Consider the following 23,366-nt stretch of genomic DNA (forward strand, 5'->3'; position numbering starts at 1 on the left):
GTTGGAAATGAATAATCATCTCCAATACAAACGACTTAACTATTTAGTTCGATTTGAAATACCCTTTCATAATACCTCTTTGGGAATCTTTTATAAACTGAAGGATTTCATCACGCTCTGGAGTTGCTTCCATTTCAGCTTCCATAATTTCGGTTGCTTGGGTATTATTGTAATTTTTTTGATATAGAATTCTATATATATTCTGAATTTCCCTAATTTTTTCAGTTGAATAGCCACGTCTTCGTAAACCAACAGAGTTAATACCAACATAAGATAAAGGCTCTCTTGCTGCTTTTACAAAAGGGGGCACATCTTTACGAACTAAAGATCCACCAGTTACAAAGGCATGATTACCTACCGAAACAAATTGATGAACCGCCGTCATACCTGCTAAAACCACATAATCGCCAATAGTGATATGTCCTGCAAGCGTACTGTTGTTAGAAAAAATACAGTTATTACCCACCACACAATCGTGCGCAATGTGGCAATAAGCCATAATTAAACAATTATTACCAATAACAGTTTTCATTCTATCAGCGGTACCCCTATTAATAGTAACACATTCTCTAATGGTAACGTTATCACCTATTTCTACGGTAGTTTCTTCGTCGTTATATTTTAAATCTTGTGGAACAGCGGAAATAACTGAACCAGGGAAAATATTACAATTTTTACCAATACGAGCACCTTCCATGATGGTAACATTACTCCCTATCCAAGTTCCTTCACCTATAGTTACATTATTATAGATAGTGGTGAATGGCTCTATAACAACATTTTTTGCAATTTTAGCACCTGGATGCACGTAAGCTAGTGGTTGATTCATTTATTGCTTATTATATTTTAACAATCTGAAACCAGATTTTAATTATTTAACTTTTGATATTTGAGCCATAAGCTCTGCTTCTGCACAAAGTTTTCCGTTTGCATAGGCGTATCCTTGCATGTGGCAAATACCACGACGAATAGGTGTAATTAACGAACATTTAAAAATTAAAGTATCGCCCGGAACTACTTTTTGTTTAAACTTAACATTGTCCATTTTCATGAAAAAAGTCAAATAATTTTCAGGGTCTGGAACCGTATTTAAAACCAAAATACCGCCCGTTTGTGCCATAGCTTCAACTATTAAAACACCTGGCATTACGGGTGCTCCTGGAAAGTGACCTGCAAAAAAGGATTCATTCATGGTCACATTTTTCATGGCCGTTACATAACTATCCGTTAATTCAAAAACCTTATCAATCATTAAAAATGGTTGACGGTGTGGTAACATGGCCATAATTTCATTCACATCCATTAAAGGTGTTTGAGTTAAATCAATATTCGGCACATTATTACGACGGTCGTTTTTAATAAGTTTTGAAAGCTTTTTAGCAAATTGGGTGTTTACAAAATGTCCTGGTTTATTAGCTATTACTTTACCACGAATGCGGGTTCCAACAAGAGCTAAATCGCCCAAAACATCTAATAATTTATGTCTTGCAGCTTCATTAGGATGGTGCAATGTTAAATTATCTAGTATTCCATTTGGTTTTACAGCAATAGTGTCTTTCTTAAAAGCAATTCGAAGTTTTTCCATAGTTTCTGTAGATAATGGCTTATCTACATAAACAATGGCATTGTTTAAATCTCCTCCTTTTATTAGTCCATTTTTTAAAAGCATTTCGATTTCGTGCAAGAAACTAAAGGTTCTAGCGTTGGAAATGTCTTCTTTAAAATCTGAAATTTGGTTTAAAGTTGCATTTTGTGTCCCTAAAACTTTGGTGCCAAAATCTACCATGGTAGTAATTTGGTATTCTTTTGCTGGCATTACTAATATTTCACTACCCGATTCTTCATCAATGTATGAAACAATATCTGTTATTACATATTCTTCCCTAAAAGCATCAAGCTCTACCACTTCAGCTTTTTCTATGGCTTCAACAAAAAATTTAGAAGACCCATCCATAATTGGAGGCTCAGAAGCATTCAGTTCAATAATAGCATTATCAACATCCAAACCAACCAAAGCTGCTAATACATGCTCTGAAGTTTGTATAATGACACCGTTTTTCTCTAAGCAGGTACCGCGTTGTGTGTTAGTAACATAGTTGGCATCGGCTTCAATAACGGGCATTCCTTCCAAATCAACACGTTTAAAAGCTAATCCGGTATTTGCTTCTGCTGGTTTAAAAGTTAAGGTTACATTTTTTCCTGTGTGCAAACCAACGCCTGTTAAAGAAATTTCGTTCTTTATGGTTTTTTGATTAATTTCAGTAGTTATTATTCCCATTTATTTTTCTCTAAATCATTAATATTTCTAACAATCTTAGGTAAGTTCTTAAAATGAACGTACGATTTATTATAGTCGGTTAAACTTAATGCTGGTGAACCCTGAAGCACTTCGTTATCTTTCACATTCCTTGCAATACCAGATTGCGCTTGAATTTTTACATTATTACCTATAATGATGTGGCCTGCAATACCTACTTGACCACCAATTTGACAATTATTACCAATTTTAGTGGAACCAGCAACACCACATTGAGCTGCAATAACGGTATTTCTACCAATTTCAACATTGTGTGCAATTTGAATATGGTTGTCCAATTTTGAACCTTCACGAATGATGGTCGACCCCATAGTTGCTCTATCAATGGTAGTAGCAGCACCAATATCTACATAGTCTTCAATAATCACATTTCCTGTTTGAGGTATTTTGTTATAACCTCCTTTTTCATTGGGCGCAAACCCAAAACCATCCGCCCCTATAATAACACCAGAGTTTATAACACAGGAATTACCAATAATGGTTTCAGAATAAATTTTAGCTCCAGAGAAAATAATAGTATTATCTCCAATAAAGACATTTTCTCCTATATAGGTATTTGGAAATATTTTAACATTGTTTCCTATTTTAACATGATCGCTAATATATGAAAACGCACCAATATAAACAGCATCGCCATAAGTTGCAGATTCTGAAATAAATGAAGGCTGTTCTACCCCAACTTTATTAAGCTTAATGGCATTATAATATTCAAGAATTTTAGAAAATGCCAAATAAGCATCATCTACCTTAATCAAGGTTGTTTTTATATTGTTTTCTGGAATAAAAGTTTTATTCACAATAGTAACCGAAGCTTTAGTGCTATATATGTGTGGTGTGTATTTAGGGTTCGCTAAAAACGTTAAAGAGCCTTCAAAACCATCTTCAATTTTAGAAAGTTTAGACACTTCAGCATCTGGATTTCCAACCACATCACCTTCTAAAATCCCTGCTATTTGTTGTGCTGTAAATTTCACACTTTAGAGTTTATTGTATTTTGTTATGTTTGGCAAAAATAGGAAAAATGTACTAAACTTTTTCAAATGATATTTCTTATTGTTAACCGCTCAATCACAATTACTTAAAGAACAGATTAAATAATTGTTAATAAATTAATCGATAATTACCTCTTTTGGGTAGCATATATAGTACTTGGTTACTGGTTTTGATAGTGCTTTTAAATTAAGCTGATCTGAGGCTTTAACAATATCTTCCACCTTTCCCGATTTGTGCAGTATATTGATGCCCTTATGGTTGTTTTGGTAGGCTTGGTTTGATATGCTACCGGTGAAAACAAAATAGTTTGCTTCAGCTTCCGTGATTCCATATTTTGAAATTAAGCTTCTTCTATGTTTTTGTAATTCTTTTTCCTTAGCTGGTTTTTTCTTTAATTTGATGGTCAATAAATTTCTATTGATTATCATTTCACACAAATGACTTAACACAAAATCATCATCGAATTGCCAATGTTTCATCGCCGAAATAATATCATAATCATCTAATTTTGAAAACACATCCAAGGTGTTTTTATCAAAATCATCTATAGTGATTTTATTTTCCAAAAAATACAATAAGGGTTTACTGGCTTCTAATTTACGGCTATTATTATGGAGTTCTTTAGCGCGTTTCAATACTCTTATTAATAACTGTTCCGCAGCCAATCCTGTTTTATGTAAATAAACTTGCCAATACATAAAACGTCTGGCAATTAGAAATTTTTCAACACTATAAATACCCTTTTCTTCTACAACCAATTCATCGTTAACCACACTTAACATGGTAATTAAACGTTCACTATTTACATTGCCTTCTGCAACACCGGTATAAAAACTATCGCGTTTTAAATAATCGGCTCTATCCATGTCAAACTGTCCAGAAATAAGTTGACACATAAATTTTCTTGGGTATTCACCTTTAAAAATTTGAATGGCAAGCGTTAAACTTCCGTTAAATTCTTCATTTAAACGCTCCATAAAAAGCAGGGAAATATGCTCGTGCGACACGTTTTCAACAATACTATGTTCCATGGCATGCGAAAAAGGACCATGCCCAATATCGTGCAATAAAATGGCGACATAAAGGCCCGTTTCTTCTTCATTAGAAATGCTAACACCTTTAAAACGAAGAACATTAACCGTTTTCTGCATTAAATACACGCAGCCAATAGCATGATGAAATCGCGTATGATGTGCCCCTGGATATACCATATAAGACATACCCATTTGAGTGATTCTTCGTAACCGCTGAAAATACTTATGCTGTATTAAATCGAAAATAAGAGAATTTGGAATCGTAATAAATCCGTAAATTGGGTCGTTTAATATTTTAAGTTTGTTCAAACTTTAAAAGTTAAGGTTTAATAGACACAAATATAATTATATACCTTGTATATATAGGACAATACGAATAACAAATTGATATAAATACATTTTAAAAATATATAAATGAATACAATAAAAATACTTTGGGTAGATGATGAAATTGATTTATTGAAACCACATATATTATTCTTGAAACAGCGTAACTACGATGTGACCACGTGTAAAAGCGGTACAGAAGCTATTGAAACCCTTGAAACAGAAAGTTTTGATATTGTTTTTTTAGATGAAAATATGCCCGGACTCACCGGTCTTGAAACTTTAAATGAAATAAAAGAGAAACAAGACAACCTTCCTGTGGTGATGATTACCAAAAGCGAGGAAGAATATATTATGGAAGAAGCTATTGGCAATAAAATAGCAGATTACCTTATTAAACCTGTAAACCCAAATCAAATTCTTTTAAGTTTAAAGAAAAATTTAGACCATTCCAGACTGGTTTCGGAAAAAACAACGTCTAACTACCAACAAGAATTTAGAAAAATCGCGATGGATTTAGCTATGGTAAATAGCTATGAGGAATGGGTAACCCTCTACCAAAAATTAATTTATTGGGAAATTCAACTGGAAAATATTGAAGATGCTGGTATGTTTGAAATATTGGAATCTCAAAAAATTGAAGCAAATAGTCTGTTTGGAAAGTATATAGAGAAAAATTATGCAAAATGGTTTCAACAAAATTCTGATGCGCCCATTATGTCGCATACGCTTTTTAAAGATAAAATTGTACCCGAACTAAGTAAAGAACAACCTACCCTATTGGTGGTGGTCGATAATTTAAGGTATGACCAATGGAAAGTTTTCGAACCCATAATTAACAATTATTATAAAAAAGAAAAAGAAAATGCCTTTTTTAGTATTTTACCAACAGCAACACAATATGCACGAAATGCTATTTTTTCTGGCTTGATGCCCAGTGAGATGGAAAAACTATTTCCACAATTTTGGAAAAATGATACTGATGAAGGCGGAAAAAATTTACATGAAGAAGACTTTTTAAACACACAATTAAAACGCCTTGGCTTAAACCATTTAACAAGCGAGTTTCATAAAATAACAAATTTAAAAGCAGGTAAAAAATTGGTTGAAAACTTCAAAACGTTAAAAAACAACGATTTAACCGTTATTGTTTATAATTTTGTGGATATGCTTTCGCATTCAAAAACCGAAATGGAAGTTGTTAAAGAGCTGGCTTCCAATGACAAAGCGTACCGATCGCTAACGCTCAGTTGGTTTAAAAATTCACCGCTTTTAGAAATGATCCAACAGGCACAACAATTAGGCTTCAAACTTATATTAACTACCGATCATGGTACTATAAACGTTAAAAACCCCTCAAAGGTTATTGGCGATAGAGATACCAGTTTAAATTTACGATATAAAACAGGCCGCAGTTTAACCTACGAGGCCAAAGAAGTTTTGGTTTTTAAAGATCCTAAAGAGGTTCATTTACCATCTATAAATATGAGCAGTTCTTATATTTTTGCCAAAGGCGATTCGTTTTTTGCATACCCAAACAACTACAATCATTATGTTAGTTATTTTAGAAATACTTACCAACATGGTGGTGTTTCATTGGAAGAAATGATTATTCCTTTTGTGGTTTTCAATCCTAAATAATCTATGTAGTGTTAAAAAACACCGACAAAATACATAAATTATTAGTTTTTTTTGTTTTTAATTTGTAACATTGCTACCAAAATTATTTAAAGTTGGAAATAAATTATCAACTAACTGATTTAAATACTGTTGTAAAACAGGTACTGAAAAATTTAAAAACAAAAACCATATTATTATATGGGGATATGGGCGTTGGAAAAACGACTTTAATAAAAACCTTGGTTAAACATTTAGGTAGTAATGACGATGTTAGCAGCCCTACATTCTCAATAGTAAATGAATATGAATTAAAAGATGATAAAATATATCATTTTGATTTATATAGAATAAAAAATTTAGAAGAAGCTTATAATTTTGGTATTGAAGATTATTTAGATTCTGAACATTGGATTTTAATAGAGTGGCCAGAAATTATAAAACCACTTTTAAACCATCCATGTGATATTATTAATTTAGAACTTAACACCGAAAACAGCAGAAAATTAACCATTAAAGATTATTAAAAAATATAGCAAAAGCAATATAATAAGATATTAAATATGTTAAAAATGGTAAATTTTATTCCATTACGGGAAACCCATAATGCAAAATTCAAAATAATACCTTTTTAACATTTCTTTAACATTTTAACATACATCGCATATTAGTCTTTATTTAAATTTGGGGTATTAATTAATTAAATCCCTTATAAAATGAAAACTAAAAACTATTTAATCGCAATCGCGTTATTAGGAGGTATGATGCTTACAGCTTATGCTGCTAACACCGCAAACCAAGATGGACAAGAAACAGCCATTAGAAAAGACCAAATCAAAATTCCTATCGCAGGATAAAAAGAGTTTAATAATAGGGAGTATTATTGCTACAATCATAGCAACTACTCCTTATTTGTTTTATTTATATGAAAGTGTTCCTAATGAAAAAGTTTGGAACACTTTTTTATTTACTTACCATAGTGGCTTTTATGAAAATGCCCAAACTTCTATCTGGGTATTAGCAACAAAAGTAATCCCACTACTTCTATTAATTATCTGGTTTTTTACATGCCGCCATTGGTGGTTTCACGCCTTGTTAGTGCCCATTGTTATGTATTCATACCAAATATCCTCAACAATAAGTAGTGATTTATTGTATATTGATTCTAATCAATTAATGTATTTAATCCCAATAATGGCAATAATTGTTCCTTCTATTTACTTGATTAGAGCTCGAATATTCAATAGTATAAACGATGCAAATAAATCACTGGAAGATTTGGAAGAAGAGTTTAAAATGTCTCCAAAAAGTTTTTGGGATAAAATAAAACAGTATTTTTAATCTGAAAAAATTTCGTCACTTATAGTTTTACACTCTGGGTTTGTACGTTTTATTAATTTACAAATCTCATCAAAGCTCATGTTTTCAAGTGTTTTTGCTCTTACCATAGCATCTTCTTCTTCTTTACCAAAATTTTCATAATAAACTAATTGGTAGCAATCCAACCCACAGCGTAAATTATCAAAATAGCATTTAATGAGTTTGTTCCTTAAGTTATTGGAAGCGTAAATGCACACTTCTGTTCTGTTGCAATTTGAAACTACATACACATAATAGTCATTTAAGGTTTCATTTATTACGACCATTTCTATTTTAGTCTAGTAAGTTTTTAGATATCAACCGATCGCGTTCTTCTAAGTTAATTTCCTTTTGATTATTTTTTAAATTGGAGTTTCCAAACTTGTAATTAAACCCGAATGTAAACATTCTGTTTTCCATTCTAGATTTAAAAAACACATCTTGATTTAAGTATTTAGTTGTAAGGTTAAAATTTTGGTTATTAAATACATCGGTAACTCCCATACTTATTGAAGCTTTATCTTTCCAAAGAGATTTTCTTAAGTTTAAATCAAGTCCATGTCTGGTACTCGCCGTTGTAGGACCATCAACTATAGGCGATATATATAGATAGCTAACATCTAAGGTTAAACTTTCATCCTTTAAAAAGCTGAAGTAATTTATTATATTACCATATACAGACCACTTGTTGTTTTCTGTTAATTCATTATTACTCTCTAAAGCATAAAACTGATTTTCATAATAAAAAAGTGATGAAATAAAGTATAAGTTCCATCTATTCGCTAGTTTGGTGTAAGTGGTAAAATCCAATCCATAAGAAATACTTTTATCAATATTGGTGTTGATTAATTTCAGGATGTTTTCCTCATTATCTTGAAATGTAATTTGCAATGTTGGGTTATTTTCATTCCGGTAATAAATTTCAAAAGTATAATCTTTATTAAATGTGTAACCTAAGGTGAAATTATCATCTATTTGTGGTTTCAAATTAGGATCGCCAGCTATGTAAGCATTATCGTTTAAATAAAACTTAAAAGGGTTTAATTCACTATATCTTGGGCGATCTATACGCCTATTGTAATTAAAATAGAACTCATTATTTTCATTTGGTTTATTCAATATATATAGTGATGGAAAAAGCTTTATATATTCTTTGCTGTTAATGGTGTTGGTAGATAAAGAATTCCCTTTAATATCTGTGAATTCAGCACGAACGCCTGTTTTTAAACTCCAATGTTCCCAATCTTTTGAGTAACTAGCGTAGGCTGCATAATTAGTTTCATCGTATAAAAAAGTATCAGAATTTTGCGAATCAATAACTTTTTCATCTTCTTCAAAAATATATTGAGTTAACAAGCTTTTGGAATTTATAACAGATACTTTAGCCCCAGCTTCAAATTGCGACGTTTCATTAATTGGCAATTCATAATCCAATTGACCAGTATATAATTGAATGATTTGGCTGGAGTATGTTTGAAAATTATTATTTCTGAAAGCTATATTATTTGGAAAAAAATAGCCTGTTTTAACATCTTGGAAATTTGAAGCATCATAATTGGTATGGTGTGCACTAACTAATAACTGTTCACCTTCTTTATTGAATTTATGAACATAATCCAAGGTGAATGCCATATTGAGTGTTTCGTATACTGATTTGTTTGTAGTTTGAAACATAGAATCTAAAACGTGGCTTGAACTATAAACTTCTGTTAAAGAATTCGTAGATGTTTTGGTGCGTTCTCTAGGAGCAGCTAATATACTCGCAGAAAAACCCAAACTATTTTTATCATTCAATTCATAGTCTATGTTAGCGTTTAAATTATGATTGAAGCTTTCAGAGGTTCGCTTATAATCGGTTTCCCAACTTGATACAGTTAGGTCATTTTCAATAAAATTAATAAACTCATTGTTATGCCTATAGTCTTTTCTTGGGCTAACGTTATAATTTAAATAGGCATTTAATTTTTCAGATTTAAAAAAATGACTAGTACCAAATGAATATTTTGGATACTCACTACCCTGCTTATAATTACCATAAACACTACCGTTATACCCTGCTATAATATTTTTGCTTGTAACAATGTTAAGCACAGAGCCTCCCTCCGCTTCGTACTTTGCAGGCGGATTTGTAATAACTTCAATAGATTTTATATTACTAGCCGTAGTACCTTCTAAAAGTTGCTGAACTTCTGTAGATGATAAATGTACTTTTCTATCATTTATATAAACCGTTGGTTCGCCGTTTTTTACCGTTATAGTTCCATCATGTACCAAAACGCCTGGTGTATGCTTTAAAACATCTAAAGCATTGTTGTTTGAAAGCGTAGAATTTTCAACATTAAAAACCAATCGATCTACCAAACGCTTTACGGTGGGCCGTTTGGCAATTACCGTCACATCATTTAAATTTTCAATTTTTTCTTTAAGTGTAATAACACCAACACTCATGGTTTTATCCAATTTTATAGCAATTTTACTATCTTCAAAACCTAAGTAACTAATTATAATGGTATAATCTAATGGCTTTAAATTTTTAAATTCAAAAACGCCTTCTTCATTGGTAGTGCAGCCTCCAATAAAAGTAAAATCAGTGGTGCTGTACAAAACCACATTTGAAAATGCAATTGGAGCATGACTTTCATCTAAAACACTACCGGTTAAAATAAAATTTTGTGAAAAACTTAATAAAGAAAACGCGTATATACAGCAGATTATTAATCTTTTTAACATAAATTGATGTCTATTTAAAAAATATAAAAATAAAATAATTTGTAATAAATTACTTTGTTTTTTAATCTTTTTCGTTCAAATTCTATAATTATTATTAAATTCTATAAATACGTATCTTATAAATTCTAAAATAGCTATTTTTGAAGTGTTTCAATAAAAAACTTATTTGTAATTTGATTTTTGTAAAATAAACATCCATGGCAAAACAATTATCACCTTTTACTAAACAACAGCTCCTTCCTCAAGAAGAAACTCTTGAAATATTTAAACGTAAGGGCGCGTTGTTTATTGGAATTCCAAAAGAAACAGCTTTTCAAGAAAAACGGGTGTGTTTAACGCCAGATGCTGTTTTTGCCATTGTTAGTAATGGGCACAGAGTATTGTTGGAATCTGGTGCTGGTGATGGGGCCAATTTTAGCGATAAAGATTATAGTGAAGCTGGTGCTGAAATAACAAAAGATACGGCTAAGGTGTTTGCCTGCCCCATGATACTAAAGGTAGAACCACCAAGTTTAGAACAAATAAAGCTTATAAACCCACAAACCATTTTAATTTCTGCTTTGCAAATTAAAACGCAAACCAAAAAATATTTTGAAGCACTAGCTTCTAAGCGCATTACGGCTTTGGCTTTTGAATTTATAAGAGATTCTGATGGTACTTACCCTGCAGTAAAATCGTTAAGTGAAATCGCAGGTACAGCATCGGTGCTTATTGCAGCCGAATTATTATCTGATACCAGTGGTGGTAACGGTTTAATGTTTGGCAATATTAGTGGTGTACCTCCTTTAGAAGTCGTTATTTTAGGTGCAGGCACAGTTGGTGAATTTGCTGCAAGAAGTTCTATTGGGCTAGGAGCGAACGTAAAAATATTTGATAATTCAATCACTAAATTAAGACGCATTCAAACGCATTTGGGCAGACCGCTGTTCACATCCACGTTACAACCAAAAAACTTAACCAAAGCTTTAAAACGTTGCGATGTGGTTATTGGTGCCGTAAGAGGTACCAATCGATGTCCCATTATTGTAACAGAAACCATGGTGCAATGCATGAAAAAAGGCGCTATAATTATTGATGTAAGCATCGATATGGGTGGCTGTTTTGAAACCAGTGAAGTCACATCGCACAAACAACCTACCTTTGTAAAACATAACGTGGTGCATTATTGCGTGCCTAATATTCCTGCTAGATATTCGCGTACTGCCTCTGTGTCTATCAGTAATATTTGTACTCCTTACCTTTTAAAAATTGCCGAAGATGGCGGTCTAGAAAATTCGGTGCGATTTGATAGAGGTTTAAAAAATGGGTTGTACTTTTACCACGGAATTTTAACTAGTAAATCTGTTGGTGAATGGTTCGATTTAAATTATAGCGATATCAATTTGATTATTTTTTAAACACTTCCCCAATAAAACTTCTTTTATTTAAATGAAATTAATTCAACGAATTGGGTATTATCTGGGAGGCTTTTCTCTCGGACTAGTCATATTAGCGTTTTTTTTAAGTGGAAAAAAAACATCTTGCAGCTATGGACCAGATGCACGTGTATTAAAGAATATACGATTAAAAAAAATTCAATACACCAATGGAATTCAAACACAATTACTTAGTAATAATTTAGATTCTGTTGCAGTGGATTATATTTTGAGAAAAGGAAATATCAATTTTTCTGAAAGTAATGCCAGAGAAAAACCTTGCGGTATATATCTGGTTGAAGGCGACTATAACGAAAAGGAAATCACTTTAACCGTTCAAAACTGCGATAGCATTGCGACCATAACCAATTTCAGAATAACCGATTAATGATTGCTAAACGTTGTTTTGATATTGTTTTTTCAATTGTTGGGTTATTGTTGCTAGCCCCTTTTTTAATACTTATTTCCATACTTATTAAATTAGATTCAAAAGGACCTGTTTTATTCATACAAGGCCGCGTTGGAAAAAACAATACAGACTTCAACATTTATAAGTTTCGTACCATGCGTGTGCAATCTGAAACGGGAGGTTTGCTCACTTTAGGAAACCACGATTCTAGAATCACAAAAATTGGCTACTTTTTACGTCGTTATAAAATAGATGAATTTCCGCAACTCATTAATATTCTAAAAGGAGATATGAGTTTTGTGGGACCCAGACCAGAACTTCGCCATTATGTGAATTTTTATTCTGAAGATGACATGAAGATTTTCCTAGTGCGCCCAGGTATCACCGGACTTGCTTCTTTAAAATACAGAAACGAAGTAGAACTTTTAAAAGCTGCTGAAAATCCTGAAGAATTCTTCATAAAAACCATCATTCCCGATAAATTAAAGTTTAATAAAGAATACATAAAAAGAAGAAGTTTCCTCTTCGATTTAAAACTGATTTTCATCACCATCATCAAAGTGATAACAAAATAAGAGTTCTACGCCATTCTATTTGTTTAAATGCCATATTATTTCTACTTTGGAACCTTGTGTTTTATCCAAAAAAAACATGTAACAGATTGTAAATGAAATGACTCAAACAACTTACAGCCATATAAAGCAATTAATTGAAAATTCTGGGGTGTTTCATTCTAATAGAAATACTAAACAGGCATACCAATCATTTGATTTTTCTAATGAAACCATCTTAATTACAGGAGCAGCGGGATCCATAGGAAGTGAACTTGCTAGACATCTTTTGGCTTGTGAATATAAAAAACTGATTCTTATTGACATTGCAGAATCACCGCTTTATGACCTAATTAAAGAATTTGAAAATGAAGACTCAAATAAATTAGAATGCTTGCTTATTAATATAAACGACGTTGATTCTGTTGAATTTCTTTTCGAAAACTATAAACCAACACTCATTTTTCATGCTGCGGCTTATAAACATGTGCCTTTAATGGAAGTGCATCCATACGAAGCAGTTAAAACAAATGTTTTAGCAACAAAACGTTTAGCAGATTTAGCGATAACCTATAAGGTTAGAAAATTCATTTTTATTTCTACCGATAAGGCTGTAAACCCCATAAGTGCCATGGGAATGTCAAAACTTATTGCAGAAAACTACATTAAACAATTAGCTGCAAAAAGCGGTACCCAATTTGCAGTTACACGCTTTGGAAATGTTATAGGATCCAATGGTTCTGTCTTACTACTGTTTAAAAAACAAATGGATGCTGGTGTATCATTAACAATTACCAGTAAAACCGTTGCACGCTATTTTATAGACAACTATAAAGCTTGTAATTTAATATTAAAAATTGCAACGTTTGATGAATTGGAAGGAAGCCTATTTACCTTTAATATGGGTGAGCCGGTAAAGCTAATAGATTTAGCAAATTACTTGATAGACCAATATGGGAACGATAATTCTGCAAAAATTGAAATTACAGCATTACGCCCAGGAGAAAAAAATGATGAGGACATCATTTCAGCAGATGAACGGTTAGTACCAACCCCAGATAAAGATATTTTATTGGTTATACAAAAAAATGATAATAAACGTAGTGAGATTGATTTAAGTATTTTACTAAGCGTTACCCCTTACCTATCCCCTTTAGAAATTAAAAATATCCTAGCAAGCTATATTTAGTTTAGTTTACATGCGGCGGCGCTTCTTCTCTTTAGTCAATAATGCCAATTCCCGACCTGTTTGTCCTGCTACCGATGTGTTTTCTTCTGCACGACGTATTAAATAAGGCATCACATCTTTTACGGGACCAAACGGTACATACTTAGCAACATTATAACCCTTATCGGCTAGGTTAAAACTAATATGGTCGCTCATACCATACAATTGCCCGAACCAAACTCTGGGGTCATTATTTTTTAGACCTTTTTCTGCCATATAGTCCATAAGTAAATAAGAACTGGTTTCGTTATGTGTTCCAGCAAAAACGGACATACATTCCAAGTTTTCTAACATATAATGCAACGCAGCATTAAAATTGTCATCGGTTTCAGCTTTCGTTTTACAAATGGGAGATTTATAGCCCATATCAGAGGCTCTTTCATTTTCCTTTTCCATGTAAGCACCTCTCACCAATTTGTAACCAAGAAAATAACCACCTGCTTTGGCTTTTTTATGCTCGTTTTTTAAAAATGCCAGCCTATCATGCCTGTACATTTGCAACGTATTATAAACAATGGGTTTTTCAGTATTATAGGTTGTCATCAATTTGGTAATTAGGGCATCAACAGCATCTTGCATCCAACTTTCTTCTGCATCAATTAAAACAGCAACATGGTTTGTTTTGGCTTTTTTACAAACGGCGTCATACCTATCCATAACCCTTTGCCATTCCTCTTGTTCTTTAATGGTTAATGTTTCACCTTGACTTATTTTTTCATATAAATTTAAACGTCCAAACCCAGATGGTTTAAAAACAGCTATAGGAATGGCTTTAATTTCCTTTCCAAATTCAATAATTTTAAGCACCACGTCTCGGGCATAGTCAAATTCTTTTTCACTTTCCTTCCCTTCAACCGAAAAATCAAGTACAGAACTTACGCCTTTTTCATACATATTATTAATTACAGGCAAACAATCTTCTTCATTAATACCTCCACAAAAATGGTCAAATACCGTAGAACGAATCAAGCCTTCAATGGGTAAATGCGCTTTTAAAGCAAAATTTGTAGCAGCAGTACCTATTTTAACCAAAGGCTCAATGGATATCATTTTAAATAAAAAGTAGGCACGCTCTAATTCCGAATCACTTTTTAAAGCAAAAGCTATTTCGGTATTATCAAAAATAGGGGTGTTTTTTTGCATTATATTCAATATTTGATACAAATATAATTAACCAGAAGATATCATTTTATATAAAATCTCCTTAATTTCGTGTTTTCAAAAAAAACAATTATTTCATGGATTCTATAACAACAAACAAGTGTTCTATACATTTCAATAATATTTGCTATACATCTTTAAATGAGCATCTTAGAAAAAGTAATTTTTCTAAAATTTTCATTCTAGTAGATGAAAATACGCATCAATTTTGTCTGCCTTATTTTTTAGAAAAACTAGAAACTAATATTTCTATTGAAATTATTGAGATAGAATCTGGCGAAATAAATAAAAATATAGATACCTGTGTGGGAGTTTGGAATACGCTTTCAGAATTAAATGCCGACCGTAAAAGCTTATTGATAAATATTGGTGGTGGCGTTATTACAGATTTGGGTGGTTTTGTGGCTTGTACCTTTAAACGTGGCATAAAATATGTGAATGTACCTACTACCCTTTTATCTATGGTTGATGCTTCGGTTGGAGGAAAAACAGGTGTAGATTTAGGACACTTAAAAAATCAAATAGGCGTGATAAGCAACCCAGATTTAGTGCTTATTGATACCCATTTTTTGAATACCTTACCACAAAACCAAATGCGTTCTGGCTTAGCCGAAATGTTAAAACATGGGTTGATTAGTGATGAAAAGTACTGGGAAAAATTCCAAGACCTATCCATGCTTTCTTTGGATAATTTAGATGAATTGATATATGAATCGGTCATGATCAAAAAGAATGTAGTTGAGATTGATCCTTTTGAAAACAACCTTCGTAAAACCTTGAATTTCGGACATACATTGGGGCATGCTATAGAATCTTATTTTTTAAGTAACCCTAACAAAACGACCTTATTACATGGAGAAGCCATTGTGGTGGGAATGATTTTAGCAGCCTATATTTCAACAGAGCTAGCAGGGTTTCCAAAACAAGTGGCTCATCAAATTAAAACGCTTTTTATTGATTATTATGGCAAAGTTGTAATCGATAAATCGGAATACGCTACCATTATCGAATTGCTTAAATACGACAAAAAGAATAATCATGGTAACATCAATTTTGTTTTATTGGAAAATATTGGTAATCCAAGAATTGATTGTTTGGTTGATGATACGGTTATAATAGATGCGTTTGAATTTTACGCCTTGTAGTATAAAATAAAATTAAAAAGTCCCCTCACCTACTTAGTAATGTTGCAAATTTTTTCTAAAAAACAATTCTTAAAAGATTTACTTGAAGATTTTGTCGATATACATAATCACATACTTCCAGGTATCGATGATGGCTCAAAAAACATCAACAAATCGATTGATTTAATTAAAAAACTTAAGGAGTTAGGTGTTAAGCAATTTATAGCGACGCCACACATTATGCAAGATATTTATCCTAATACAGATAAAACGATTGGTAATGCTTATAAGTTAGTATTAAGAAACCTAAATAAGAACTTAAAAGCCGGTATTATTATAAATTCTGCTGCCGAATACATGTTAGATAATGACTTTGAAAAACGTTTAGAAGAAAGAAATCTGTTAACTTTAAAAAGGAATTATGTACTTATTGAAATGTCTTACTTACAGCCTCCTTTAAATTTAGAAACTCTTATCATTAAAATTAAAAGTGAGGGTTATTTACCTGTTTTGGCACATCCAGAACGCTATGCATTTTATCACAACAACCTTGACTATTACGGTAACTTAAAAAAAATGGGGTGTTTTTTTCAGCTTAACTTATTATCATTAAGTGACTACTATGGTAAAAATGTTGAAAAAACCGCTAATTATTTAATAAATAGAAATCTAATAGATTTTGTAGGTACAGATACCCATAATGCCATACAAATAGAAAAACTATCAAACTTAATAATAAACAAGAAAACTTCGGAAAAAATGCTGGATTTGATTAATAATACAAATGCAACATTTTCTGTTATTTAAAAATTTTCTTTAAAAAGCTTTTCTTTCCATGGTCTCCATAATAGCCATATTTGGCGCCATAACCAAAGTTAGATTGATTAACATCGTTAACAACCAGCATCATACCATTAAGCTTTTTATTAGCATGAAGTTCCTTAGTGAAATTCAGAATTCGTTTTTCAGTATAATCTGCTCTTGTTAAATATATGGTGTGTCCTGCGTATTGACTAATTAATAAAGTATCTGTAACTAGCATAGAAGGTGCTGTATCTACTATGACAAGATCATATTCACTAGAAACGTAATCAAATAGCTCTTTAATTCTGTCACTCATTAATAATTCGGCAGGATTTGGTGGAATTTTTCCTGAAAGTAAAATATCTAATTCAATATCATTTACAGTATAAGTACTTATGGTGTCTTTCACCCCCACAGACTTATCAACTATAAACTCTGTAAATCCTACCGTTTTATTTTGAGGCTTACTTTCACCTGTTAAAATAAAATGTATCTGTGGATTTCTAATATCTGCACCAATTAATAAAACTTTTTTGTTTGTATTGGCCATGGTTAAAGCCGTATTAATACTAAAGAAAGATTTTCCTTCACCATTAATAGTAGAGGTAACAAATACTATATTATCATAGTTTTCTACACTTCTACCTCGCCTTACATAATCAAAATTAGTTCTTACAATTCTAAACGATTCTGATAAAATAGAACGGTCATTTTTTTCAACCAATAACTTTTCATTACCTTTTAAAGTACTTTTAATTCTAGGTATTTCACCCAAAACAGTTATGTTTTTTATTTCTTTTTCTAAGTCCTCTTTATTATGAATTTTTGTGTCTAATAAATCACTAACATATATAAATCCAAATGGGATGATAAACCCTAAAAACAAAGCGCCTATATATATCATTTTTTTGTTTGGAGATACAGGACTACCGGTACTATAAGCTTGATCAATAACTTTAGAACTAGGAGATGTTGCGGTAAGCGAAATAGCAGCTTCCTCTCTTTTTTGTAATAAATATAGGTATAGTTGTTCTTTAATGCCTTGTTTGCGCTCAATACCTCTTAACTTACTTTCTTGCCCAGGAACTGAAAACATTTTGGAATTAAACATACTGGCTTGGTTTTCAAAACTATTGATTTGAATACCTAATGATTTTTTAGAATTTTGAATACTACTAGCAAGATTTTCTTTTAAACTTTTCAGGTTTTGGTCCAATTGTATAACAACTGAATTCTTTTCGCCTGCACTTTTTAACAAACGATCCCTTTCGATTAGCAGTTCATTATATTTTGACGATAAGGTAACGATAGTTGGATCTGATAATCCTAAGTTTGAAGGAATTGGGGTGTATGAATTAACATCTCCTAAAGAAGCCCCCATAAAGTTAAGTTGACGCAGTTGCATTTTAGATTGTTCTAGCAATTGCTCATTTTGCATGCTAGTCGTTAAAAATTGACTGGCTTCATCTGCTACATTTGTTAGCTTATTTCCTGTTTTAAAGCGTACAATACTATCATCAACACCTACCAAATCTTTAGCTATGGCCTCAACACGTTCATTTATAAACTTGGCCGTATTAATGGACTTGATGTTCTTTTGGCCCATTGTTTCTTCATTGTACTTTAATATCAATGTATTAACGATGTCTTTTGCCTTATCTATAATGGGATCTTCAATAGAAATATTAATAATTTTCGAAGCTTTATTTTCTTGATATATATATACACTACTTTTTAAAGATTCAGCTATATATCTTACAGAAGAAATTTGTGTACGAATATCGACTCCAAAATTAGCAGCTAAGTTGTTTGAACTTGGTGTAATAATAAAGCCTCCAAAGGAGGTTGGGATTTTTTCTCCAAAAGAAACTTTCTTAGGGTCATCATCTTCATCTACCCTGTATTCAAACTCCTTATTAGAAATTATGGTGATGTAAAAACTGAAATTTGTTTGGTCTATAATAGAATCTGATTCTATGAAATTAATATTTATGGGAACGCTTTTGTAAATCTCAGATTCATAAATCCTTCCCTTATTAAAATGTTGAACATTTAAACGTAAATCCTTCACAATGTCTATAAAAAAATCTCTAGACATGATAACTTCCATTTCATCTTCAACTTTGGCATCTTCCTTATCTGCAAAAAAAGTTAAATCTTTAAAAATAGCGTCAGGACTTGAAGCATCAGTATCACTTAATAACATCACTTTTGCTGAAGCCATATACAAAGGAGTTGTATAGCGTAACTTGGTATAGGCGATACTCAAACAAATCAAAATACTTAAAACAAACCAAAACCAACGTTTTAAATAAATCGATGCCGATTTTTTTAAATTAAAAGGTGTTGAAGTATCAATTTTTGAGTTATCTAAGTCTGACATAATTAACTAATTTCTAGTAACAAAAATAAGTGCTGTTGTTAATATAAAAGATGAAATGCTAATGATAGTAGCCAATCTAGAATCGCCTGAAGCATTACTTATAGAAGAATTATTAGGCTCCACATAAATATAATCATTTTGTGTTAAATAATATACTGGCGAATTAAACACTTCTTTATTGGTTAAATCAATACGTGTATATGTTTTGGTTCCATTAAAATCTCTAACTACCAGTACATTGTCTCTTCTGCCTTTAATAGTTAAATCTCCTGCCATACCTAGAGCTTCAAGTATTGAAACCCGTTCTCCTGAAACAGGATAAACCCCAGGTGCTGCAACCTCTCCTGCAACTGTAACTCTAAAATTTAAGACACGTATCATTACCACTGGGTCTTTCAATAGTTGACCTTCAGAAAATTTAGTCTTAAAAAGTTCTTTAGCTTCCTCTGTGGTTAATCCTACTAATTTAACCTTACCTAATACAGGATAATCAATATTGCCATCTGCATCAATCAAGTAATCTATTAATTGAGCACCTCCTCCACTTGCAATTACGATATTGTAAGGCTGTGTTACTGTTTGGTCTAGTGTGGAAACATAAATAGTGACAATATCACCGGTTTTTAGTTTTGCTTTAAACGTATCGGTATCAACAACGGTTTCAAAACTTTTTGCGTTTTGAAAATAGACAACATCTTTCTTAGTTGAACACGATGTTAAAAACAAACCAACACAAAACATAACAACAAATTTGTTGTTCATAATAAATTTAATCATAGAGTAATAAATATTTGGGGAAAATAATAAAAAAAAAATTGTTTACTTAGGTATTACCGTAAGTTTTATCTGTTTTATCGTGCAAAATCTCTTTAGCTTTTTTGTATATCTGAACCTTTTTGTCAAAGCGCTCGTAATCTGAATTATTAGATTTGTACTCAGGAATTAAACGTTTCATCTTCATTACAATATTATTGTTTTGGAAACGGTTGGTAATGCATAATGCTTCAATTTCGGTTTTCACGGATGAATAGTCAAGTTCTCTAGTTTTACTTATCATGATTTTCTTGTGATAAGTAGATAAGGTATTTTCACCATTGGCCAATAATTCTTCATAAAGTTTTTCACCTGGACGCAATCCTGTAATTGCAATATCTATATCTGCTGGAAAATTAAGACCAGATAATTTTATCATGTTTTTTGCAAGGTCATAAATCTTAACAGATTCACCCATATCAAAAATAAATATTTCTCCACCTTTACCCATGGTACCTGCTTCTAAGACTAATTGTGCAGCCTCTGGAATGGTCATAAAAAATCTTGTGATATCTTTATGTGTTAATGTTAAAGGCCCACCATTCTCAATTTGTTTCTTAAATAATGGGATTACAGAGCCGTTAGAACCTAATACATTGCCAAAACGAGTCGTAATAAATTTGGTTTTACTTTCTTTTTGTAAGCAGCTAATATACATTTCGGCCATTCGTTTTGTGGCACCCATGACACTAGTTGGGTTTACGGCTTTATCAGTAGAAATAAAAACGAATTTTTTAACATTGTACCGTGATGCTGTATCTGCTAAAAGTTTAGTTCCATTAACGTTTATTTTAATAGCTTCATATGGAGAATGTTCCATTAAAGGCACATGCTTGTATGCCGCTGCATGAAATACCATAGTGGGTTTGTATTCTTGAAAAATGGCATCAATTCTCAAACCATCGCGTATGTCAGCAACTATAGCTTTGAAATTTTCTTTTCCGTTGCGTATTAAATCTTGTTGCAAATCGTATAAAGGGGATTCTGCTTGATCAATAAGTATTAATTGCTTTAAATTAAAGTAAGAAAGTTGTTTTACCAGCTCGCTACCAATAGAACCCGCTGCACCAGTAACAACAATGGTTTCACCGTTAAATTCATTTGATAAATTAGGGTTATCTATTTTTATGGGAGCACGACCTAATAAATCTTCTATTTGAACTTGTTTAATTTGACGTACATTCAACTCACCGTTAATCCAATTTTCAATGGGCGGTATCTTAGTTACTTTCAAGTTTAAGTTAACCAAATTAATCAAACTATCTTTGTTTATGTTTTCAGATGTAACGATTATTTCATCAACACCATGGGAGTCAACATACCCTTGAGTAATTTCATTTTTATTCAGAATAGAAATTCCGTTAATAGACTTTCCTTTTTTACTAGAACTGTCATCAATAAAACCTATAATCTCGAACTTTTCGCTCACATTACTAATTAGGGCATTGTAAGTTACAATACCAGAATCGCCAACGCCATAAATAAGAACACGTTTAGATGACAAATATTTACATTTTAAATGGTTATATCCCATTTTAAAAACCAATCGGCTAGAGCTTAACAACACAAAACTTATCAAAGCATGTATTACCAGTATAGATAAAGGAATTGTGAAACCTTCAATTAAATTGAACTGTCTATTTATAAGCACAAATAAAACAGTTAATATAGTCATTAAAGATACCGCTTTAAATAAGTTAACCACATCGGTAAAACCTGTATGGCGTATAACACTTTTAAAAGACCCAAAAACTAAGAAACTTATGGAGGCAACTGCTAGCATTAAAGGCAATTGAAACAAAAGTTGGTTTAAATCAAAATTTAAAGTAAAATTAAATCTGATAAAATAAGAAGCACAAAATGTGATTAAAACGATTATTAAATCAATAGCAAAAACCAACCATTTAGAGGCATATTTTTGAGAAAGATAGGTAAAGTAATTGTTTATCATAAGTTTGGGGTTTTTAAAATTATATCTAAAATCCTATCCAAATCGTCTTGATTTAAATTAGATCCACTTGGCAAGCAAAGGCCTTTGTTAAAAAGTGCTTCCGCTGTTCCATCTGTAAAATGCAAACAATCTTTAAAAATAGGTTGCATATGCATTGGTTTCCATAAAGGTCTCGACTCAATATCTTCTTCCAATAAATGAAGTCTTATTTGTTCTCTTAATTCAAATGAACTTGTCTTTATACAACTAAGCCATCTATTGGAATAGAAACCTTGTGGTTCTTCTAAAAATGAGATGGAATTATATGTTGATAAATTCGTTTTGTAAAAATCATGATTTTTTCTTCTTGCACGAACTCGTTCGTCAAGCACTTCCATTTGCCCTCTACCTATTCCTGCTAAAACATTACTCATTCTGTAATTAAAACCTATAGATGAATGCTCATAATGTGGTTGATTATCTCTTGCTTGAGTCGCTAAAAACACCGCTTTGTTTTTAAATTCTAAGTTATGTGTCACAAGAGCTCCTCCGCCCGATGTCGTAATTATTTTATTGCCATTAAACGATAAAATCCCCATATCAGAAAGTGTACCACAAGGTAAATTATTATAAGTACTACCTAATGCTTCAGCACTATCTTCAATAACTGGTATCTCATATTTTTTAGCGATGGCATTAATTTCATTGGCTTTATAAGGCATTCCATATAAATGAACTGCTATAATGGCTTTGGGTTTTTTATATTTTTCAATACGGTCTTTTATGGCTATTTCCAGTAATTCTGGTGACATATTCCATGTTTCAGATTCACTATCAATAAAAACAGGTGTTGCACCTTGGTAAATAATGGGATTTGCTGAAGCTGAAAATGTAAAACTTTGGCACAATACTTCATCTCCCGCTGAAACACCCAATATTTGCAGTGCCAAATGTATAGAGGCCGTTCCAGAACTTAGGACAGCAACTTGAACATTATTTCCTAAATAGTGCTGAATATCTTTTTCAAAACCATCTACATTTGGACCTAATGGAGCAATCCAATTGGTATCAAAGGCTTCATTAACAAATTTTTGTTCAGAACCGCCCATGTGAGGTGATGATAAGTATATTTTAGTTTTAGTCAACATTTCAATTTAATTCGATTAAAATC

Annotated in this window: 21 protein-coding genes; 10 read left to right on the forward strand and 11 right to left on the reverse strand. The window is 31.9% G+C overall.

Going from position 1 to position 23,366, the window contains the following annotated elements; genetic code table 11:
* Positions 1-43: 43 nt before the first annotated feature.
* From lpxA to EV196_RS13305, 4 genes are all read right to left on the reverse strand, one after another.
* Positions 44-829 carry an acyl-ACP--UDP-N-acetylglucosamine O-acyltransferase gene (gene lpxA / locus EV196_RS13290; protein WP_132218261.1) on the reverse strand — a complete coding sequence of 262 codons (786 nt, stop codon included), beginning with the start codon at positions 827-829 and terminating at the stop codon, positions 44-46.
* A gap of 42 nt (positions 830-871) precedes the next feature.
* The gene (locus EV196_RS13295; RefSeq protein ID WP_132218262.1) at positions 872-2,278 is read right to left on the reverse strand and encodes a bifunctional UDP-3-O-[3-hydroxymyristoyl] N-acetylglucosamine deacetylase/3-hydroxyacyl-ACP dehydratase; all 1,407 of its coding nucleotides are present in this window, start codon (positions 2,276-2,278) and stop codon (positions 872-874) included.
* A complete protein-coding gene (gene lpxD / locus EV196_RS13300; protein ID WP_132218263.1) occupies positions 2,269-3,291 on the reverse strand; it encodes a UDP-3-O-(3-hydroxymyristoyl)glucosamine N-acyltransferase in 1,023 nt (340 codons plus the stop codon). Before lpxD ends, EV196_RS13295 begins: the two co-directional genes overlap by 10 nt.
* A 135-nt stretch (positions 3,292-3,426) precedes the next feature.
* Entirely contained in the window at positions 3,427-4,653 is a 1,227-nt protein-coding gene (locus EV196_RS13305; protein ID WP_132218264.1) for an HD domain-containing protein, read from the reverse strand.
* Between the two features lie 105 nt (positions 4,654-4,758).
* Here EV196_RS13305 and porX point away from each other — a divergent pair, with 105 nt between their 5' ends.
* The 4 genes from porX (at position 4,759) to EV196_RS13320 (ending at position 7,629) form a co-directional block, all read left to right on the forward strand.
* Positions 4,759-6,312, forward strand: coding sequence for a T9SS response regulator signal transducer PorX (porX, locus tag EV196_RS13310; protein ID WP_132218265.1), 1,554 nt, complete (start codon positions 4,759-4,761; stop codon positions 6,310-6,312).
* A gap of 92 nt (positions 6,313-6,404) precedes the next feature.
* On the forward strand, positions 6,405-6,815 hold the full coding sequence (tsaE, locus tag EV196_RS13315; RefSeq protein WP_132218266.1) for a tRNA (adenosine(37)-N6)-threonylcarbamoyltransferase complex ATPase subunit type 1 TsaE: 411 nt from the start codon (positions 6,405-6,407) through the stop codon (positions 6,813-6,815).
* A 189-nt stretch (positions 6,816-7,004) separates the two neighbouring features.
* Positions 7,005-7,145: a hypothetical protein gene (locus EV196_RS19940; protein WP_165876169.1), complete on the forward strand. Its 141-nt coding sequence runs from the start codon at positions 7,005-7,007 to the stop codon at positions 7,143-7,145.
* Positions 7,090-7,629: a hypothetical protein gene (locus EV196_RS13320; RefSeq protein WP_132218267.1), complete on the forward strand. Its 540-nt coding sequence runs from the start codon at positions 7,090-7,092 to the stop codon at positions 7,627-7,629. Before EV196_RS19940 ends, EV196_RS13320 begins: the two co-directional genes overlap by 56 nt.
* Here the strand turns inward: EV196_RS13320 and EV196_RS13325 are convergent.
* Both EV196_RS13325 and EV196_RS13330 read right to left on the reverse strand, forming a co-directional pair.
* Positions 7,626-7,934, reverse strand: a complete 309-nt coding sequence (locus EV196_RS13325; RefSeq protein ID WP_132218268.1) for a GIY-YIG nuclease family protein — start codon at positions 7,932-7,934, stop codon at positions 7,626-7,628. The genes EV196_RS13320 and EV196_RS13325 overlap by 4 nt on opposite strands.
* Before the next feature lie 7 nt (positions 7,935-7,941).
* On the reverse strand, positions 7,942-10,377 hold the full coding sequence (locus EV196_RS13330; RefSeq protein WP_132218269.1) for a TonB-dependent receptor domain-containing protein: 2,436 nt from the start codon (positions 10,375-10,377) through the stop codon (positions 7,942-7,944).
* 197 nt (positions 10,378-10,574) lie between these two features.
* Between EV196_RS13330 and EV196_RS13335 the strand changes: the two genes are divergently transcribed.
* The 4 genes from EV196_RS13335 (at position 10,575) to EV196_RS13350 (ending at position 13,941) form a co-directional block, all read left to right on the forward strand.
* Positions 10,575-11,774 (forward strand): alanine dehydrogenase, encoded by a 1,200-nt coding sequence (locus EV196_RS13335; protein ID WP_132218270.1) that lies wholly within the window; start codon positions 10,575-10,577, stop codon positions 11,772-11,774.
* A gap of 31 nt (positions 11,775-11,805) precedes the next feature.
* Positions 11,806-12,180, forward strand: coding sequence for a hypothetical protein (locus EV196_RS13340; protein ID WP_132218271.1), 375 nt, complete (start codon positions 11,806-11,808; stop codon positions 12,178-12,180).
* A complete protein-coding gene (locus EV196_RS13345; protein ID WP_165876170.1) occupies positions 12,180-12,776 on the forward strand; it encodes a sugar transferase in 597 nt (198 codons plus the stop codon). Before EV196_RS13340 ends, EV196_RS13345 begins: the two co-directional genes overlap by 1 nt.
* Positions 12,777-12,873: 97 nt before the next feature.
* Positions 12,874-13,941 (forward strand): SDR family NAD(P)-dependent oxidoreductase, encoded by a 1,068-nt coding sequence (locus EV196_RS13350; protein WP_132218272.1) that lies wholly within the window; start codon positions 12,874-12,876, stop codon positions 13,939-13,941.
* A 6-nt stretch (positions 13,942-13,947) separates the two neighbouring features.
* Here EV196_RS13350 and EV196_RS13355 read toward each other — a convergent pair whose 3' ends face one another.
* Positions 13,948-15,123: a proline dehydrogenase family protein gene (locus tag EV196_RS13355; protein WP_132218273.1), complete on the reverse strand. Its 1,176-nt coding sequence runs from the start codon at positions 15,121-15,123 to the stop codon at positions 13,948-13,950.
* Positions 15,124-15,218: 95 nt separating this feature from the next.
* On the opposite strand from EV196_RS13355, the gene aroB reads away from it, so the two are divergent.
* Both aroB and EV196_RS13365 read left to right on the forward strand, forming a co-directional pair.
* Positions 15,219-16,286, forward strand: coding sequence for a 3-dehydroquinate synthase (gene aroB / locus EV196_RS13360; RefSeq protein WP_132218274.1), 1,068 nt, complete (start codon positions 15,219-15,221; stop codon positions 16,284-16,286).
* A gap of 39 nt (positions 16,287-16,325) precedes the next feature.
* Positions 16,326-17,072, forward strand: a complete 747-nt coding sequence (locus EV196_RS13365) for a tyrosine-protein phosphatase (protein WP_132218275.1) — start codon at positions 16,326-16,328, stop codon at positions 17,070-17,072.
* Here EV196_RS13365 and EV196_RS13370 read toward each other — a convergent pair.
* The 4 genes from EV196_RS13370 to EV196_RS13385 form a co-directional block, all read right to left on the reverse strand.
* Entirely contained in the window at positions 17,065-19,452 is a 2,388-nt protein-coding gene (locus EV196_RS13370) for a GumC family protein (RefSeq protein WP_132218276.1), read from the reverse strand. The two genes, EV196_RS13365 and EV196_RS13370, sit on opposite strands and share 8 nt — an antisense overlap.
* Before the next feature lie 6 nt (positions 19,453-19,458).
* Positions 19,459-20,214, reverse strand: coding sequence for a polysaccharide biosynthesis/export family protein (locus EV196_RS13375; RefSeq protein ID WP_243652240.1), 756 nt, complete (start codon positions 20,212-20,214; stop codon positions 19,459-19,461).
* 61 nt (positions 20,215-20,275) lie between these two features.
* Positions 20,276-22,216 carry a polysaccharide biosynthesis protein gene (locus EV196_RS13380; protein WP_132218278.1) on the reverse strand — a complete coding sequence of 647 codons (1,941 nt, stop codon included), beginning with the start codon at positions 22,214-22,216 and terminating at the stop codon, positions 20,276-20,278.
* A complete protein-coding gene (locus EV196_RS13385) occupies positions 22,213-23,343 on the reverse strand; it encodes an aminotransferase class I/II-fold pyridoxal phosphate-dependent enzyme (protein ID WP_132218279.1) in 1,131 nt (376 codons plus the stop codon). Before EV196_RS13385 ends, EV196_RS13380 begins: the two co-directional genes overlap by 4 nt.
* Between the last annotated feature and the right edge of the window lie 23 nt (positions 23,344-23,366).

The sequence above is a fragment of the Mariniflexile fucanivorans genome, assembly GCF_004341235.1.
GTDB classification, from domain to species: Bacteria; Bacteroidota; Bacteroidia; order Flavobacteriales; family Flavobacteriaceae; genus Mariniflexile; species Mariniflexile fucanivorans.